Here is an 18,345-nt window from a genome sequence, read left to right as displayed (position 1 = left end):
AGTTGGGTTTATCCACATTTTTAGCGGCCAAAAACAGCCATTTTGCCTGCGGTTTTTCGTTTTTTGGCCTTTTTGAATAATGACTGCCAGGCAAAGAAATAACTATCAATCATTTATACGAGTTATACCAGTTAGATCTAACTGGTATAACTCGCGATAGAGAAGCAGGAAAATGCTGCTTGCAAGCCGGAGATAGCCTGGAAGTTACAGGGATGTACCGCTTACAAAAACGAAAAGCCCCCAGTGGAGGCTCTTCGAAGAACAGATGCCTTTTTCAGACCTCGCTCATATTTAAGATCAAAAGGAACCTGTATCCTCTAAAAAAACCTGGCAGCTTTTTCAATCTTCCGAAAGGGATGCTTGAAGAACTGATGAACATTCTTATTAAAATCATCCTTATAAACCAGGGCTGCGCTATGCCCTGAGTTTGGCGCGATCCATAGATAGGCGTTCGGGATATTTTGATAGATCAGCAAAGTATGCTCCGGTTTGATCACATCATTGTCGCCGGCCATTACCAGTGCAGGCGCCTGGATAGCGTTCAGGGAGGATGCTGCAATTTGCGGCTGCGTAAGCAACAGTTTGCCCAGTTTTGCCTCTGTTCTTTCCGCCGGCGTTTTATCCTTTTTTTGGATCAACGATTCAATGCTGGGTGTGATCATTTCTATCACATCCTGAAAAATAGCCGTTTTATCCGGCCATAGGTTCGTGCCGGTGATCGCCATTTTTTTCACTTTCCCCGGATGTCTTATGGCCAGCAATACTGCATTGATGCCTCCATCGCTCCATCCCAGCACATAGACCGAATCCAGCTTCATGGCATCCAAAAGCGCAGAAAAATCATCCGCCATCATTTCATAGGAAAGCGAATCTGCATCATCTTTTGTTTTCCCGTGGCCCCGGCTATCAACAGCAATAACCTTATAGTATTTGGAAAAATAGGGTATCTGATAAATGAAATTATTGATAGATCCACCATTACCATGAATCAAAAGCAAGGGTTTTCCTTGTCCATACGTTTCTGTATACATATTGATTCCACGAACCTTATAATACTTAGCGACCGCGGAATTCTTACCGTAAGGAACTTTTGTGTTCTTTACCATATCCTCATATTGTTTTCGCAGGGCTTCAATATCCTGAGAAAACGCCTCATGACAGGAAAGGCTGATAATGAATATAACAAGGATCATTTTCTTCATAATGGCTATTTTATATCAATTTATGCTTTTTAATAACCTGATTTCAGCAAAAAAAGCCTGTCTGCCGGATCGATCAGGTTACCCCACTGATATATGGCTAAACAGGTGGGGATGGTTAAAAGAAGTTTATCCTGTCTGCGGCCCCACCTGAGAAATGCGCTATCCTGTTAGCTTTTCCGGGTTGCGTGCAGATACGAAGCTTGGATCAGGTTGAACATTTGCAGGAACATCCACACCGATCCCATTTTGGCAGAACACTGACGGAATAGCTATTCTATGCGATCATAGAGGGAATAATTATATAGATATTAAAACAAAATATATACGTAGACGACTTCAGCAATTCAATAGACATCACACTACAACACAATAGAACATATAGCTCTGTTTTGTAAAATTAGAACTACATATTAGCAACTAATTATGCATAAATGGGTCCTGTGTAACATTTTTTATCCCGTTTTTTAATCTTTTTTTAATAAAAAATAGAAACTATTAGTCAACTTATATCAATTGTAAGTCAATCTATAATGCATTTATTTAAAAGTAATTTTATCGGATAGATTTGCCCAAAATCTAAAATAAAAAATGAAAAAGTTATTCGCAATTTGTCTGTTTGCAGCTACCAATTTGACATTGTTTTCTTGTGTTCCGGAGATCCCGTCTATTACACCGGCCAATGCACAAGGTAATTACCACGAGGACCTGTCTGCTTTAAAAGGAGCAACCGTTGGCTTTTTTGATTGTTCAAACAATGAGCTCTTTTTAAATGATGGCGATTTATTAGTGAGTTACAATGTTGTTTCCAATTCAAACACCACAAATGCTAACGCACATGTATTGTTAAGCAACTTAACGTTTACAACTTCTGATCCCAATATCAGTTATCATGGAAACCTGGACGTTAAACTCAACTCTCATGTAGCGAAAGGTGAAGCAGTAACTTTTGCTACCAGCTTCCAGCTTGAAGGAAAAGGAACCGCTAATAAAGTGTCTGTTGCGGTTAAAATACATACCGTATCAAATGCTAATGGAACACTGACCGTAGACAATATAAAACTAACGCCTGGTTGTTCTTTATAAGCTCAATTACAACACAAAAAATTAAAGCACTTGTTACTAATAAGTGCTTTAATTTTTTGTGATACCCCCAACTCCAGAATAATGTTTTCGCGATCAGTTTTATTGGCTATCCTGCTTGTTTGCACAGTTACCCGAATACAATCCCAAACGCCAACAGATACCCGTATCTTTTTAAAAGACTCCCTGACAAAAGCCCCCTTATCAGGTAAAGAAATTGAGGTACAAGTAAAAAACAAGCTGTATCACTATCAAACCGATCAACATGGTATATTTTTATTGCCGACCAATACCGGCAGTACTCAAATCATAATCAGTACAGAAGGTTATACCACAGATAGCTTCTATATAACCAGCTTCAGGGATTCAGTAAGTATTGTACGATTACTTAAACCCAGGCTGACCGTTCTCAAGGAGATTTTTGTAAAATCACAGCTGCTAACCAGATCTGACAAAAAATCTTTTGCGGGTATCCAGAAACTGAAAGTTGCGGAGTTTAACAACATACCTGTTCTTTTTGGAGAAAAGGATATTCTCAAGTCAATACAAACCTTACCGGGTATTAAAAATGCCGGCGAAGGTTCCAGCGGACTATATATCAGAGGTGGAAGCGCCGATCAGAATCTGGTGCTGTTAGATGGTGCAACTATCTACAATCCATCACACTTGCTGGGGTTTTTCTCAGTTTTTAATTCGGACATCCTGAATGATGTTACTATTTATAAGGGCGCATTACCTTCCGAATATGGCGGCAGACTTTCCTCTGTTATTGATATCAAAACCAATCCGGGAGATACAGCCGCCTATAAAATTACCGGGGGAATCGGACTGATTGCATCCAGAATCGCGGCAGAGGGGCCAATCGTTAAGGATCGTGCCTCCTTTTTATTCAGCGTAAGGAAGTCCTACCCCGACCAGTACCTGGCGCTCTCCAAAGATCCGGCTATCCGGAACAACACTTTACATTTTACAGATTATAACGGGAAGCTTTACTGGCGACTGAATAAAAAGAATGAACTGTTTGTGAATTTTTACCAGGGCAATGATCATTTTTCTTTAGGAAAAATATTCGGCATTGAATATGGCAATAAAATTAATCAGCTAAGATGGAGGCATCAGTTCAGGCGTAAACTCGTTTCAAATACATCGATCATATACAGCACCTATAAGTATAACATTTCTTTACGGCCTTCCAATACGAATTTATATGTTTACTCGGACCTGTACGATTATACAATAAAGCAGGAGTTTCAAAAAACAAAAAACGAAACAGAAACAGTAAAATTCGGCTTTGATATTACGGCTCATAACATACGTCCGGTATCGCTGGAAGCAACCATGGGATCCGGTTTCAGTTCCTTTGATCCGGAGATGAAGCGTAACCTCGAATGGAACCTCTACTTCAGTAAATCTCAAAAAATTAATGACAGAACACTCATTAATTACGGGATCCGTTACAACTTCTTTTCAATAATGGGACCGGGGAATTATTATTCTACCGATTCATTGGGAAACCGGTATAATTATGCCTACTATAAACCATTTCAAATTGGCAAACCTGAGGCAAATCCGGAACCCCGTATTTCGATCAATTATGACATTGATGAAACCCGGGTGCTGAAAATATCCTATGCCAGAAATGTGCAGAATATTCATATGATATCCAATTCCACATCCGCAAATCCAACAGACTTATTTCTGGCCACAAACAATACGGTACATCCAGAAATAGCTGACCAGGTATCATTGGGTTATTTCAGTCAAACAGGTAATAAAACCCTGGAACTTTCTGCTGAAATCTATTACAAAGATTTTCAAAACCAGATTGATTACAAAGACGGATCGCAATTACTTCCCAACCAGGATATCGAGACCCTGTTAACGTTTGGCAAAGCAAGAGCCTATGGATTTGAATTTCTGGCTAGAAAGAAAAAAGGCGTTTTAACGGGCTGGTTATCGTATACATTATCAAAAACAGAGCGCCGGTTTTCATCCATTAATAATAATCGCTGGTTCAACGCTCGCCAGGACAGACCTCATGAGCTTTCTGCGGTTCTGATCTACCAGCCGAACAGAAGATGGACAATATCCTCTTCCTGGATCTATTATTCCGGCAGTCCGGTAACCTTTCCCTCCGGGAAATACCGGATAGGTGGCCAGATATTTTATTACTACACAGAACGCAATCAGAAAAGAATGCCCGACTACCACAGACTGGACCTTGCAGTTACCTATCATATGAAAAGTAAAAAAATGCGGGAAAGCAGCTGGACCTTTTCGTTATACAATGCCTATAACAGAGAAAACGCATACAGCATCACTTTTGAAGATGATCCCACTGTTTCAAATAAAACCAATGCCATGCAAACCACTTTATTCAAAATGGTTCCATCCTTCACTTATCATTTCAAATTTTGACAAAAGAAGTAATGCAGCATATGTTCTATAAACTTAAATTATCCTGTTTTGTACTGCTGTTAAGCGCCTGTGTAAAACAGATACCATTTGATATCAATACGAATAACAGGAAAATGGTTATCGAGGGATACGTTAATAATATTGATACAACCGCTACTGTTATCATTAGTGAAACAGTTAATCTATCTACAACCGAACCGCCTCCATCCGTTTCCGGTGCCCGGGTGGCGGTTACCGATGTAACCAGCAATACAACCTTTCTTCTTTCTGAATGGAAACCCGGCAATTATATAGCGAAATCTTTTAAAGGCTATCCTGGTCATGAATATTTCTTACAGGTACAGCTCGGCAATAATACATATGAAGCCAGGAGTCAAATGCCCTTACCCGTGAAACTGGATTCCATTGCCTTTTTAGATATGTCATTGTTTGGACTAAATAAATATTACCATACCATTTTATATTTCCAGGACCCCTATCTATCTGATAACTATTACAGATACCTGCAAAAAGTAAACGGTATAGAAAGAAATACGATATATGTTTTTGATGATATTTTCACAAACGGCAATTACCAGAGTGTGGAACTATACAAAACAGATCTGCTACAGAACGATACGGTGAGTGTTGAAATGCAGTGTATTGATAAATCCACTTATCAATACTTTAAACAGATCGGCAATGTAGATCAGGTAAGTGGTCAGCAAAGCCTGACCCCCACGAATCCGGTAACGAATATTACCGGTGGTGCAATAGGATATTTTAGTGCTTATTGCAAGCAAACAAAAAACGCAGTAATTAAGTAAGACGAACGCATCCCTGGTTTATCAGTTCAGTGAACAATAACCAGCAGGTAACACTATTAAAGGAACAGGTCATTCCTTCATCCGCTTATAGCGCTCTATTTATACAGCGATGATTGTATAATAACGCGGCGATAGAACCTCCTGCACACCCAGCCTAATTTACACTAAGCGCTTCCCCCGTTGGGTCCTATCGAATTATCACTGTATTGCAGAAACTTGCGTTATCAATCCTAATACATAATTCCCCTTCAGAAAGGTTGGGTACATTACGCTCATAAACGATTGTCCAGACCGGGTTTCGGCAGGTTTCCTGATAAATACCTGAACGATGGGAACCCAATGTCATTTTGTACGGATACATCATTATCTTTAAATGACAAGTCCCTTCAAAAAGTTATGAAACAGAGTAGTCTACAGACATTCTTTACCCTAGTTACCGCCCTGCTGCTAGCATCATCCCTTACGGCACAATCGCCTGAAGCCGGAAGGCAACGACCCAATATTGTGTACATCATGAGTGACGATCATGCTTATCAAGCGATCAGCGCCTATGGTCATGGGTTAAACCAGACGCCTAATATTGACCGGCTGGCCAAAGAAGGTATCTTGTTTACCCGGGCCACGGTAACCAATTCGCTTTGCGCCCCCAGCAGGGCCGTATTGCTTACCGGTAAACACAGTTTTATCAACGGGAAAATTGATAACGAAGCCCGCTTCGACTGGAGCCAGGATAATTTTGCCAAACAACTTCAGTCACACGGTTACCAGACCGCACTCATAGGAAAGATACACATGGATGGAATACCCCAGGGTTTTGATCATTCCGCCGTACTGATCGATCAGGGCGAATATTACAATCCCAATTTCATCATCAACGGCAACAAGCAACAGGTGCAGGGATATGTAACCGACCTGACCACCGATATGGCGATTAATTGGGTAAAAAACCGCGACACCAACAAACCTTTTTGCCTGCTCTACCACCAGAAAGCCCCTCACCGCGAGTGGCTGCCTGCCCTCAGGCATATTGCAGCTTATACCCAAATGCAATTCCCGGAACCCCGTACTTTATTTGATGATTTTGCCGGCAGGGGCACCTCGGCAAAATCAGCCGAAATGAATATCCTCAAACACATGAACTGGGCAGGCGATAACAAGGTACCTCCCGCCATACTCGATGAACTGGGTCTGAAGGGTTATATGGGCTGGGACAGGAACGCCTATAACAACAACCTCGGCAGGATGACACCTGCAGAGCGCGCCACCTGGGACAGTGTTTACAACCCGATCATGGAAGCCTTCAAAAAGAACTACCCCTCCATGACACAGGAAGATCTGATGCACTGGAGATACCAGCGTTATATGCAGGACTATATGGGCTCTGTGGCTGCCGTAGACGAGGGCGTGGGCCGTATGCTTGATTTTTTAAAGGAGAACGGACTGGATAAAAACACCATTGTGGTATACACTTCAGACCAGGGATTTTACCTGGGCGAACATGGCTGGTTCGACAAGAGGTTCATGTACGAGGAATCACTGCGTACACCACTGGTGGTCCGCTATCCTGCAGAAATACCTGGCGGCAGCAAGTCTGATGCGCTGGTGCAAAACCTCGATTTTGCACCTACCCTGCTTGATTATGCCAACGTACCCGTTCCGAAAGAAATGCAGGGCCGTTCTTTCCGGAAACTGGCCGCCGGCAAAGAAAAGCAGTGGCGTGATGCAGTGTATTATACCTACTACGAATATCCCTCCATACACATGGTAAAACGGCATTACGGTATCCGTACCAGTCGCTATAAGCTTATCCATTTTTATTACGATGTGGATGAATGGGAGCTGTACGACCTGCAGAAAGATCCTTCAGAGATGAAGAATGTATACCAGGATCCGGCTTACGCAACAGTGAAGGCAATGATGCAAAAGAAACTGGAAGCATTGAGAAAGCAGTATAAAGATTCAGATGAGAATGATCGGAAACTCCTCCCAAAAAAGAAGGTTGCTGAGTAGCTCTTTCCGAAAGATCAGGTGAAAAAGCAACGCAATTTTCAGTGATCCATCCCGTTCTGTTACGATTGGCAGACACCCACACCGGTAGCTTACACTCATTAAAAAGCCTGCTTTCTGTAAAGCAGGCTTTTTAATTTTTTATTGTAATCCCAATCGATCAAAGATCACCCATTCCCAGGCAACTTTATCGTTTTTGAAACCATAGGATCCGAATAGGGTCAGGTCTGCTTTTTTACCGGTCTTCCGGTTTTTGGTAGAAAGTTTACACCAGACATGGCCGTACTTGTTGCCGGCCGTATCGGTTACCACTTCATAGATAGGCGTATTGATAGACATCCCTTCCCAGGTCGTTTCACGATCTCTGCTGTGATGGGCAACCACGGTATCAACAGGAATTTTTTGAATGTTGGTGTCGGTGGCCATCTGATTATAAACAGAAAAAGCGCTATCTGTAAAACAGGAACGGTAAGTAGCCCAGTCTGCTTTAGCATAGGCTTCAAACATTTTCTTTAACTGGTCTACATCCGGACCCGCATTGGCGAAAGAGGCCCTGGAAGGAGTAACAACAACATTTGTTGTACGCTGCTTACAAGCCACAGCCAATAACAATAAGCTTCCCGATAAAAAAAAGAGATACTTTTTCATGTTGGTTTGGTTTGGTTGATAAATGAACTCACCTGTTGTGTACCTCGCAACAGGTTGCGGGATCTTTATTTATTGCTCAGGTCTGCCCTGAAATACTGGTATTGCACATTTACCGATTCGGTACACTCATTGATCGCTTTCATAAAATCATTGTACCTGGCTTCTGAATACATCTGAACAAATACATCTTTGAACAGTGGAGTACCCCCCGGATCCAGTTCTGCCCATCCTTTGCTTAAGCGGCGGATAGAGATGAAACGGTTGGTATTACCGGTCACGTTCCGGTAAAGGGCAATGTGCACGCCTGCTTTTTCCCAAACGGTTTTGGCCTCTGTCTGCAAAGCTAGGTAATCGTTCACCCTACCTACCCTGATGATTCTTTCGGTAGCCACGTTTTTGGCTGCATAGGCTTTCTGGGCAGCAGAACTGTATTCACTATGGAAGTTCATGAAGTCCATGTGGAAGTCTTCTATCAGTGGCCTGATCTCTTTGTTGAAAGCTGTCCAGAAAGGTTTGCTTTCCTTTTCGTAGTCAGCCCCGTCGTAATAACCCAGGGTGGTGAGTTTACTGGCAGACATCACAAAATTGCCGTCATTCTTACCCCCGAATACCTGCTGCACCCGGAAGTCCATATTGCCTTTGAAATGTGCTTTGGCAAAAGCGGCCATTTTTTGCTCGAACAGTTCCGATGAATTGGTTTTGACCCTGAACACAAAGCTCAATAATTTGGTTTCCTGCGCAAAAGACTGACAAACAATCAGTACCAGGACGGCTAAAAAAAGAATCTTCTTCATAATGTAGTGGTTGAATGGTTTAAAAAATGGGAAGGTTTTGGCAATGGTCAGTAACAATGGGGCAGGCTGTGTAAAGCTCAGGGAGCTGATGCGGTTGCCGATGGATCCCTGGCTGTAACGGTTGCGAGTCTTATCATTGGGTTGATTTTGGTGAATACCAAAAATCAACCTGGCATCTGTAAATACCGAGAATCTGCAAGCCAAATAAGTGCATATTCGCCCTTATTTGGTGCAGTAAACAGGTAATTTCCTATTTTCTGTACTGCTTCAGGTAAGTGGAAGGGTTGGTGTGCAGCACTTTTTTAAAAGCCAGGTAAAAAGTGGTCTTGTGCTGAAAGCCGCATTCCAGGATCAGGGTTTCCATTTTGAGCAGGCGGGAATCCTCTTCTTTCAACAGTTCCAGGAAATGGTGGATCCGGAACCGGTTAACGATCTCGGGGAAACCCATTCCATAATATTGCTGCAGATATTGAGACAACTTATTCTTAGACATAGAAAGCTGCCCGGCCATAGCTGCCAGGCTCAGCTCGGGATCCCTGAACCGCTTGTCCACCTGGAAAAATGCATGCAACTCACGGTAACCAGGCGATGTTGCATGCGGCTCCATGACCCTGGGTAAGATATCCGCCATATCCGGGAGGGAGGCCGGTATTTCGTCCGGCACTTCAATACAGCCATCCATGTTCTCTATGACCAGGGGATTTACCAGTAAATACACTTTGAGGGTGATCAATGAAATGCTTTGTCCCAGCTGGGCAAACACGCTGAAATCTCCTTTCAACAGCAAACTCAAATATTGTATGGCCTGCAGCAGGATGAAAATGGTGATCACCACCGCTACCAGCAAGATCCAGCGGAGCAGGATCTTATTCACCTCCCTGAACCGGGCGGCTTTTCGTTGGCTGTACCGGATGATATAACTGATGGAAACCACCACATAGACCAATCCAAAGAACAGTAGAAAGGGCTGAATAAAACCGGCAGGAAAGATGCCGGCGTTTTTCTTCATCAGTGAATTATTCTGGCTATAAAAATGTTGCAGCATTTCCATTTTATAGGCCACCGGCTTCAAAAAATCGGGTAGCAGGCCCAGTGTAATGATCAGCGGTACAATAAAATGCAATAGCTGAACCTTACTGAACTTCCGGTTGGGATGCAACATGGCCCATACATACAGCCATAACAATACCGGGGCTAGGGCCCGGAAAGGAAAAGCTGTCCGGAAAAGAAAAGGCATCTGTAAAATATACCGCGAGCTCAGGGCAAACATATAGAACTCGATCCAGCACAAACAGAAAATGACCGACAGTAACAGATAGGTAGACCGGAACCGGGGAAAACGCAACTGTAAATACAGCGAAAAAATAGCACCCAGTGCACAGGTTAGAAAACAGAGGTAAGAGGCTATCAAAAACATAGTTTGCCTGATGTTTAAAAATCATTGACACACATAAAGTAGTAAGTGTATCAATAATGATAAGTAGTTGCTTTTTGATCTACTGCAATGCTCCCCGGCTTTTGACAATTTTGTGCTCCATAGTCCCTTCTTTCTAAAAAATATCACTTACGGCATGTCCTAAGATAACCGCGATTTATGCCGGGAGCTATCAATAAATCTCCATATTATTCTGTTTTTACAGCATTATAACCCCGCAACCCAACAAGGCAGGTACAGGACCCTGCTGTGCCAAATACTTTTCTTGCTGCATGCTGCTATTTTATTTTATTCAGGTAGCGCTCATTGACCCGGTACTGGTATACACGTTTATCCAGCTCTGTTTTTTCCCGTTCCACTAATGTATCCTGCGAAGCTGCATATACCCTGAATTTCCTGTTGATCATCTGCAGCGTATCTGACCGGAGTTTGTTCTGTATACTTACATCCTTGTTCTTTACCCCCAATACCCGGTTGATCTCATCAATGGAAGTAGGCAGGTCCTGGTTGGATTTATGGATGAGCAGTTCAAGTACTGATCTTTCCTGGCTGGTAAGATTATCTGAAAATGGTGTGTCCTTATCAACCATCACTTCCCTACCCAGCTTTTGTGATTGGGATAATGCAAGCTGCAGGGTCTGCATCCTCTTTCGCTGATGCAGATACAGCAGGCCTGTAAAACCGGCTGTAAATAACAAAATGGCCGTTACAACGATCCCCCAGATCAGTTTGGGACGAAAAGGTTCCGGAAGGGTCTTGAGCGGCGGTATGTCTGTAGTAACCAGGTCTGTCCGCGATAGGCGGAGGGTGGTAATGGAGTCGGTTGTGGGATTATAATAGAACATACTGCTATCCTTTACCACATAAAAACCGTTCTTGTTCTTTACCTGTGCATCCAATATCTGTTCGGCAAAACCTGTGTTTAATTTATAAAGCCGGTTATTTTTAAAATCCAGCAGGCTCAGGTATTCTTTAGCAGGCAAAATCAATCCTATCCCCGGAAGCAGGATCGGTGCAAAACCAAGGGTCTTGGCTTGCAGACCCGGTGATAATAATTTAGGTTTATCCCACCAGCTGTTGGTGTTAAGATCCAGGCATTGCACCAGCATGGAGTCGCCCACATTATCCCTTTTATTCTGCACATAGGAATTCGGGTAAGGCAGGTAAGCTACATAGACCAATCCGGCCCGGTTATCCTCATACACAAACGCATTGATGATTTGCGAAAACGGAACCTCTTTATTAAGCGGGATAACGGACCATTCCTTCAATTGCTCAGAATAATAACGAAGTCCGCCATTGAACTGCCAGAAGCCCCAGCCGCCCAGGCTATAAAACCTATTGTTGCGGATAAAACTATAGGCGCCGAAATTATAGCCCTCATAACAGGTGGCATCCAACCGACGGGGTTGCCGGGCGAGGTTATCCCATACAAATAACTTACCCGAGCCGTCCAGTTGTACATAGAGTTCCCCATTTTTCAGAAAATAGTGATGTCTTGCATCAGAACAGTTCAGCTCTTTTGCAAAGGGGATCATTTTATTGACCGGATCCACCGCCCTCAGATAAAGGTAGCCCGTATCAGTCCCAAACAAACGAAGCAGGCTCTTTTGGGCACTACCCTGTTGCATCGATAACAGCAGAGAAAGGAAAAAACAGAAAAACCTCTTCATATACAACAGGTTTTAGGGTAGTATATACAAACTATATTTAAATACATTTAATATATATTAAATGTATTTAAATATTGATTAACAATAATTTAAAAAGAAATAACGCGTTTCACTGAAAATTCATTGATTAAGTTGCGCATCTGTCAGCAATGGCAGTCAGGCAACCTTATATTAGCCGGGTGAATTATTTGGGGGAATAATTCTATGTGAGCTCCTGTTACCAGGAGCTTACCATTTTACGGCAGTGGTTTTTCACCGGCAGGATCTGGAATTCCTTTTAAGATATTGAAGATAAAACACTTGTACAGAACGAGCCATTCGGTGTTCATTAAAATGTTTCTTTTTTTATCATATTATTAAACAAAATTCCGGTCAGAAATTCTTTGAATAGATACCTAGATATACCTACATATTAATTTGTAAGATTTAGCTACTTTAGACATACATCATTTAAACCTTAGCAAAGCATGAAAAAAATCAGTTATCTCCTTGTCTGCTGCCTGGCATTATCCTGCACCAAAACGATAGACCCGGGAGCAGATGCCACCCAGGCAACGGATGCCGCCAATGCCGCACTCAACAGTGCCGTTGCTACGCAGGAAGGCGGTTACGAAACCGTACCCAACGAATTACTGATCCAGTTCAAAGACAATACCAGTGATGTGCAAAGGAATCAGGCATTCAACGCCATCGGCGCTTCGGTACTGGAACATATCCATACTAATGCCATGAAAAGAGGTGGTAGAAAAACCGGCGTATTCCTGGTACACAGTAACCTGAATGCGCTGGCTGCCATCAGCAAACTGAAAGGCGATGCCATTATTGAGTTTGCCGAACCCAATTATGTTTACCAGCATTCAGCTACCAGTACAGACCCCTATTTAACCAACGGCTCTTTATGGGGCATGGGATCAGGGTTCGGCTGTGAAGCCACTTCTGCCTGGGCAAACAACAAAACAGGCTCGGGTACCATATACATCGGCATCATTGATGAAGGGGTGATGTACAACCATGAAGATATCACCGGCAACTTCGCCACCAATCCTTATGAAACCCCCGGCAATGGCGTAGACGATGATGGCAACGGTTATGTGGATGATGTATACGGATGGGATTTTGCCAATAACGATAACAGCATTTTTGATGGCACCGGCGATGACCACGGGACCCATGTGGCAGGCACCATCGGCGCCAGGGCCAATACCAAAGGCGTAGTGGGTGTGAACTGGAATGTTTCCCTGCTTTCTGCCAAGTTCCTCGGCTCACGCGGGGGTACCACCGCCAATGCCATTAAAGCGGTCGACTATTTTACCGATCTGAAAAAGAAAGGACTGAATATTGTTGCTACCAACAACTCTTGGGGTGGCGGCGGTTTTTCGCAGGCTTTGCAGGATGCCATTGAACGTGAACTGTATATGCGCCATCACAATACCCCGGTACCATGCTACGGCATCGGGTGGCAGCAGACCGGCCAAACAACCTGTGATCACCTGCACCACACCCAGCACAAGGGTAAGAGAACGAAGCCGTTCTGTTAAAGGGTTCTGTTCCATAAGATCTTCGTTAGCGGTTCAGGTAAAATACAATATGGTTTCAACAATGTCAAGTGCCGTGGCCTGCCCCATGGGCCCTCTGCCGTTCATCCCTCGATTTTCGATAAAGGAAATAAGTATGTATCCATTAGTCTATCATTTTGGTGGGTTTGTAAAAATCCCCTACATTCGCTCCTCCATTATCAAAACCTGTTCTATGTACCACGATATGTACCCACAGTTTCGATGTTGACGCTTTTCTGATTGCCACGTTACCACTATTCTCATTTATTTTTTCATTTATTATTTACCGGAAGAGACTGCTTTTGCAGCACTCGGCGGTAACAAAATCTATTGTTATGCAGCAACCAAACATTCTCAGAAATCTCACAACGCTCCTGCTCCTGTTTGTATCGGTGCAGGTATTTGCCCAAACCGCTACCCTGAAAGGAACTGTACGATCGGGCAAGGATCCGCTGGCCGATGCCACCGTTCGTGTGGGCAAGACCGGCACCACCACCAACGCACAGGGTGTATTCACTGTATCACTGACCCCCGGAAAATATACCATCACGGTATCCTATACCGGTTTTGAACAGCAATCCAGAACGGTAACACTCACCGCAGGTGAGACCTCCGTGATCGATTTTAGCCTGGAAGCAAGCGCCGTGTTGAACGAAGTAGTGGTGCTGGGCAGCCGCTCCACGCCCAGAACACAACTGGAGACCACGGTCCCGATCGATGTGCTGGACATCAAGAAACTGGCAGGTGTGGGCGCCCAGGTGAACCTGAACCAGATCCTGAATTTTGCAGCGCCCTCCTTTACTTCCAATACACAATCCCTGGGCGATGGTACCGACCACGTGGACCCGGCCTCGCTTCGCGGACTGGGACCTGACCAGGTACTGGTACTGGTGAACGGAAAAAGAAGGTATAACTCGGCACTCATCAACGTGAACGGTACGTTTGGCAGAGGCAGTGTAGGAACCGACCTGAACGCCATCCCCGTTTCATCTATCGAAAGGATCGAGATCCTGCGTGATGGCGCTTCTGCACAATATGGCAGCGACGCGATAGCCGGTGTGATCAACGTAGTGCTGAAGAAAAGCGTAGATAAATTATCCGCTTCTGTTACTTCGGGTGAATACAATTCCAAATCCAACGGCAAGTCGTACCACGACGGACAAAACACACAGGTTGCTTTGAACCTGGGCCTGGCCCTGGGCAGCAAGGGTGGTTACATCAATTTCTCCGGCTCATTTGATGACCGCAAACCCACCGACCGCGGTGGCGCAAGAAACGATGTGATCTACCGCCGTTACCCCGGTGGTGTTGACAGGACCGATTCCTTCCTGGTGGCTACCAATACCACCAGAAAGGATTATAGCCTGGTAGTGGGCCAATCGAAATATACCAGCGGCCAATTCTCTTTCAACACCGCCATCCCATTGAACAACGGTGCAGAATTCTATGCATTCGGTGGATTGGGTTACCGCAAGGGTAAATCCGGTGGTTTCTATCGTTTACCCAACGAGTCAAGGAATATCCTGGAGATCTACCCGCTGGGTTTCCTTCCCTATATTGGCTCTGATGCATACGACCGTTCTTTGGCTGCCGGTATCAGGGGCAAGATAGCCGAATGGAATGTGGATTTCAGCAACACTTACGGACAGAACCAGTTCAATTTCAGTGTACTGAATTCCCTGAACGCTTCATTGGGCAAGGCATCGCCTACCAGTTTCAATGCAGGTGGTCCTAAGTTCACACAGAACACCACCAATGTTGACCTGAGCAGAAGCCTGGACTGGTTAAGCGGAACCAACCTGGCTTTCGGTGGTGAGTTCCGTTTTGAGAACTACCAGTTAAAAGCCGGCGACCAGAATTCATACGCCAATTATGGCCTTGCACGCCAGGTAGGTATTGATGCCAATGGTAACCCGATACTGGTTCCGGATTTCACCGGTTCCGTGAATACCCTGTTCGGACCGGATGGTTCTGCCAGGCCCGGTGGCGCGCAGGTGTTCCCCGGCTTCCGGCCAGAGAACGCGGTTAATGCCAACCGCACCGCAGCCAGCATCTATGCCGATGCTGAACTGAATTTCAGTAAAGCCTTTTTGGTAGATGCCGCCGTTCGCTACGAGAACTACAGTGATTTTGGTTCGACCACCAATGGTAAGATCGCTGCCCGTTATAAACTGAACAAGACCTTCAGCATACGTGCTTCTGCCAGCACCGGCTTCCGTGCGCCTTCTTTACAGCAACGCTACTATGCCAATACCGCAACGGTATTCACCAGCGGTGTGGCCAACGAGATCGGCACCTTCCCCAACGACAGCAGACCTGCACAGTTGCTGGGTATACCCAAACTGAGCCCTGAGAAATCGAAAAGCGTAAGTCTTGGTTTCACAGGCAGCTTCGGTAAACTGAAAGTGACCCTGGATGGATATTATACCCGCATCAACGACCGCGTGATCTATACCGGTCAGTTCACGGGAAGTAATGCACCCACCGCCTCTCCTGTTGACAAAGAGATCTACCAGCTGTTATCACTGGCCAACGCAACCGGTGCCGCATTTTTTGCCAATGCCATCAATACAGAGACCAGGGGTATTGACCTGATCGTTTCGTACAAGGCCCGTTTGGGTAAGGGTACCCTGAGCGCCGACTTTGCGGCCAATGCCTCACAGACCAACCAGGTAGGTCCCATCAATGTTTCCAGCAAACTCATCGGTAAGGAGAGCACTTACTTCAGCGCCTCCAGCAAAGTGTACCTGGAAAATGCGGTACCCAACACCAAGGCTAACCTGGCCCTGAATTACGGTATCGGCAAATTCAACTTCTTCCTCCGCAACAATTATTTTGGCGGGGTGATCGAAGCCACCAATACCCTTGCCAACCAGCAATACTATACACCCAAATGGGTGACCGATCTTTCCATCGGTTACAAACTCAGCAAGATCGCCAACCTGACCATCGGCGCCAACAACCTGCTGGACATCTATCCCGACAAGATCGCGATAGCTGGCAACAGCAACTCCGGACAGTTCGTGTACTCCAGAAGTGCCCTGCAGTTCGGCAGCAATGGCCGTTACCTGTTCGGCAGGATCGATATCAATTTTTAACACCCTCATTAAATTAGAAAAGCACCATACAAAACAGTATGGTGCTTTTTTATTGGGTACAGGCGATCCGTTCTATAGTACCAGGGTCTGGATAGCATGCGCCGGAATAGTGATCACTGCCGCGCTTTTACCAATACAAATATTATAATCCAGTTTTTTGTCACTCTGGTTCATCACCACCACTGCTATTTTCCTATCCTTATTGATGAATGACGTGGTCAACAACTGGCTTCTGCTGGCCGCACTTCCAATGCGTTTGGCGCCCAGGCGGATGAATTTGGAGAAATGACCGATATAATAATACGAGTTGGTATAGATAAGGCTACCATCCTGCGTATTTGCGTGGACCGGAGCAAAACAGAAATTACCAACGTGGTTGGGACCACCTTTTTCATCGAGCAGGATATTCCAGTCTGTCCAGCCCACGGATCCATTGTTGAAATCATTGATCATGGAGCGGCCATATTCCTCGCCCAGTCCCCAGAACTGGTAACGGGTGGGGTCAAAACTTTCGGCACAGCCTTCTGTGAACAGCAGGTTCTTGTTGGGGAAGGCTTTCTGTACCAGTCCCACATTTTCGTACATGGGCAATCCGCCACTCCAGTCCTCATACCAGTGAAAGCCCATTCCCCAGGCATATTTCGCCGCTTCCGGATCATCAAAGATCACGTTGGCACGGTGAAACATCAGGTCGCGGTTATGGTCCCATACCACGATCTTCTTATCGGCCAGTCCTTCGCGTGCCATGGTTGGGCCCAGGTATTGCTTCAGGAAATCCCTTTCTTCTTCGGCAGTAAAAATGCAGGACTCCCATTTCTGTGTGGCCATGGGTTCGTTCTGAATAGTGATGCCCCAGATAGGGATGCCCTCTTTTTCATAGGCTTTAATGAATTTGGTATAGTACCTGGCCCAGCTCTGCCTGTATTCCGGTAACAGTTTACCGCCACGCAACATGGTTTTATTCGATTTCATGAATGCAGGCGGGCTCCAGGGACTGGCATATGTGGTGATCTTTCCACCCGCAGCTGCGATCACCCTTTTAATGAAAGGGATCCGGTACTGGCGGTCGTGATCTATGCTGAAGGAGCCCAGGTCTGCATCGCCCTCTTTTACATAGGTATAACTGCCACTGCTGAAATCGCAGCTGTGGATATTGGTGCGGGCCAGGGTATAGCCTATGCCTTTGTTCACATCATAATAAGCGGTCAGAAACTCTTCCTGTTTTTCTTTGGAGAGTTTGGCAAAGGTTTCGGCACTGGCATCGGTCAAAGCCGCACCGATACCCATGAAAGACTGGAAGGTCTTGGTGGGATCCACAAACACACTGATCTCTCCCTCAGTAGGTTGAGCCAGTTCTTTAAAGACCACTTTATCCGTCTGCGACAATCGCAGGTCCGTATTGGCGGCGGTGGTGTATACCGTGACTGTTTTACCAAGATAACTGAGCGGTGGTGTAGGTGGCACTTTTTTGGACTGACCAAAACATACGATGGCCCCCAGGAAAACTGAGGCGGTAAGGATGGATTTCATAACATGGTTTTTAATGAACACAGCAGTATGTATGTCTGCCTGCTGATCAATGCAGGCAAATGTATCGTATCAAATACAGCAGGCTTATGACTTTTGTC

The 18,345-nt window shown here is 45.0% G+C and carries 12 protein-coding genes; 6 read left to right on the top strand and 6 right to left on the bottom strand.

Annotated elements, in window-relative coordinates:
• Window positions 1–317: 317 nt before the first annotated feature.
• Complete coding sequence (locus ACH3Y6_RS03570) at window positions 318–1,202, bottom strand: alpha/beta fold hydrolase (RefSeq protein WP_490834202.1); 885 nt, start codon at window positions 1,200–1,202, stop codon at window positions 318–320.
• A 588-nt stretch (window positions 1,203–1,790) separates the two neighbouring features.
• Here ACH3Y6_RS03570 and ACH3Y6_RS03565 point away from each other — a divergent pair.
• The 4 genes from ACH3Y6_RS03565 to ACH3Y6_RS03550 all read left to right on the top strand — a co-directional run bounded on the left by ACH3Y6_RS03565 (window position 1,791) and on the right by ACH3Y6_RS03550 (window position 7,516).
• Window positions 1,791–2,285 carry a hypothetical protein gene (locus tag ACH3Y6_RS03565; RefSeq protein WP_490834201.1) on the top strand — a complete coding sequence of 165 codons (495 nt, stop codon included), beginning with the start codon at window positions 1,791–1,793 and terminating at the stop codon, window positions 2,283–2,285.
• Between the two features lie 276 nt (window positions 2,286–2,561).
• Window positions 2,562–4,700: a TonB-dependent receptor plug domain-containing protein gene (locus ACH3Y6_RS03560; RefSeq protein ID WP_490834200.1), complete on the top strand. Its 2,139-nt coding sequence runs from the start codon at window positions 2,562–2,564 to the stop codon at window positions 4,698–4,700.
• Between the two features lie 20 nt (window positions 4,701–4,720).
• Window positions 4,721–5,506, top strand: coding sequence for a DUF4249 domain-containing protein (locus ACH3Y6_RS03555; protein ID WP_490834199.1), 786 nt, complete (start codon window positions 4,721–4,723; stop codon window positions 5,504–5,506).
• A 396-nt stretch (window positions 5,507–5,902) separates the two neighbouring features.
• Entirely contained in the window at window positions 5,903–7,516 is a 1,614-nt protein-coding gene (locus tag ACH3Y6_RS03550) for a sulfatase family protein (RefSeq protein ID WP_490834198.1), read from the top strand.
• Window positions 7,517–7,654: 138 nt separating this feature from the next.
• On the opposite strand, the gene ACH3Y6_RS03545 is transcribed toward ACH3Y6_RS03550, so the two are convergent.
• From ACH3Y6_RS03545 to ACH3Y6_RS03530, 4 genes are all read right to left on the bottom strand, one after another.
• Window positions 7,655–8,161: a hypothetical protein gene (locus ACH3Y6_RS03545; protein ID WP_490834197.1), complete on the bottom strand. Its 507-nt coding sequence runs from the start codon at window positions 8,159–8,161 to the stop codon at window positions 7,655–7,657.
• A 65-nt stretch (window positions 8,162–8,226) separates the two neighbouring features.
• Window positions 8,227–9,159: a hypothetical protein gene (locus tag ACH3Y6_RS03540; protein ID WP_490834196.1), complete on the bottom strand. Its 933-nt coding sequence runs from the start codon at window positions 9,157–9,159 to the stop codon at window positions 8,227–8,229.
• 46 nt (window positions 9,160–9,205) lie between these two features.
• The gene (locus ACH3Y6_RS03535; RefSeq protein ID WP_490834195.1) at window positions 9,206–10,372 is read right to left on the bottom strand and encodes a helix-turn-helix domain-containing protein; all 1,167 of its coding nucleotides are present in this window, start codon (window positions 10,370–10,372) and stop codon (window positions 9,206–9,208) included.
• 296 nt (window positions 10,373–10,668) lie between these two features.
• Window positions 10,669–12,063: a hypothetical protein gene (locus ACH3Y6_RS03530; protein ID WP_490834194.1), complete on the bottom strand. Its 1,395-nt coding sequence runs from the start codon at window positions 12,061–12,063 to the stop codon at window positions 10,669–10,671.
• Window positions 12,064–12,530: 467 nt separating this feature from the next.
• Between ACH3Y6_RS03530 and ACH3Y6_RS03525 the strand changes: the two genes are divergently transcribed.
• A complete protein-coding gene (locus tag ACH3Y6_RS03525) occupies window positions 12,531–13,601 on the top strand; it encodes a S8 family serine peptidase (protein ID WP_490834193.1) in 1,071 nt (356 codons plus the stop codon).
• A 353-nt stretch (window positions 13,602–13,954) separates the two neighbouring features.
• Window positions 13,955–16,717 carry a TonB-dependent receptor gene (locus ACH3Y6_RS03520; protein ID WP_490834192.1) on the top strand — a complete coding sequence of 921 codons (2,763 nt, stop codon included), beginning with the start codon at window positions 13,955–13,957 and terminating at the stop codon, window positions 16,715–16,717.
• Between the two features lie 72 nt (window positions 16,718–16,789).
• On the opposite strand, the gene ACH3Y6_RS03515 is transcribed toward ACH3Y6_RS03520, so the two are convergent.
• A complete protein-coding gene (locus ACH3Y6_RS03515; protein ID WP_490834191.1) occupies window positions 16,790–18,247 on the bottom strand; it encodes a glycoside hydrolase family 30 protein in 1,458 nt (485 codons plus the stop codon).
• Window positions 18,248–18,345: the final 98 nt, after the last annotated feature.

It is taken from the genome of Sediminibacterium sp. FW305-C-269 (genome assembly GCF_058231045.1).
Note: the sequence above shows the minus strand (reverse complement) of the source record. Positions and strands in the feature narration are given on the sequence as shown.

Excerpts from the sequence above, each read along its gene's own strand:
- ACH3Y6_RS03570 (WP_490834202.1), bottom strand. The coding sequence starts at position 1,202 with ATGAAGAAAATGATCCTTGTTATATTCATTATCAGCCTTTCCTGTCAT.
- ACH3Y6_RS03565 (WP_490834201.1), top strand. The coding sequence starts at position 1,791 with ATGAAAAAGTTATTCGCAATTTGTCTGTTTGCAGCTACCAATTTGACA.
- ACH3Y6_RS03555 (WP_490834199.1), top strand. The coding sequence starts at position 4,721 with ATGTTCTATAAACTTAAATTATCCTGTTTTGTACTGCTGTTAAGCGCC.
- ACH3Y6_RS03550 (WP_490834198.1), top strand. The coding sequence starts at position 5,903 with ATGAAACAGAGTAGTCTACAGACATTCTTTACCCTAGTTACCGCCCTG.
- ACH3Y6_RS03545 (WP_490834197.1), bottom strand. The coding sequence starts at position 8,161 with ATGAAAAAGTATCTCTTTTTTTTATCGGGAAGCTTATTGTTATTGGCT.
- ACH3Y6_RS03535 (WP_490834195.1), bottom strand. The coding sequence starts at position 10,372 with ATGTTTTTGATAGCCTCTTACCTCTGTTTTCTAACCTGTGCACTGGGT.
- ACH3Y6_RS03530 (WP_490834194.1), bottom strand. The coding sequence starts at position 12,063 with ATGAAGAGGTTTTTCTGTTTTTTCCTTTCTCTGCTGTTATCGATGCAA.
- ACH3Y6_RS03525 (WP_490834193.1), top strand. The coding sequence starts at position 12,531 with ATGAAAAAAATCAGTTATCTCCTTGTCTGCTGCCTGGCATTATCCTGC.
- ACH3Y6_RS03520 (WP_490834192.1), top strand. The coding sequence starts at position 13,955 with ATGCAGCAACCAAACATTCTCAGAAATCTCACAACGCTCCTGCTCCTG.
- ACH3Y6_RS03515 (WP_490834191.1), bottom strand. The coding sequence starts at position 18,247 with ATGAAATCCATCCTTACCGCCTCAGTTTTCCTGGGGGCCATCGTATGT.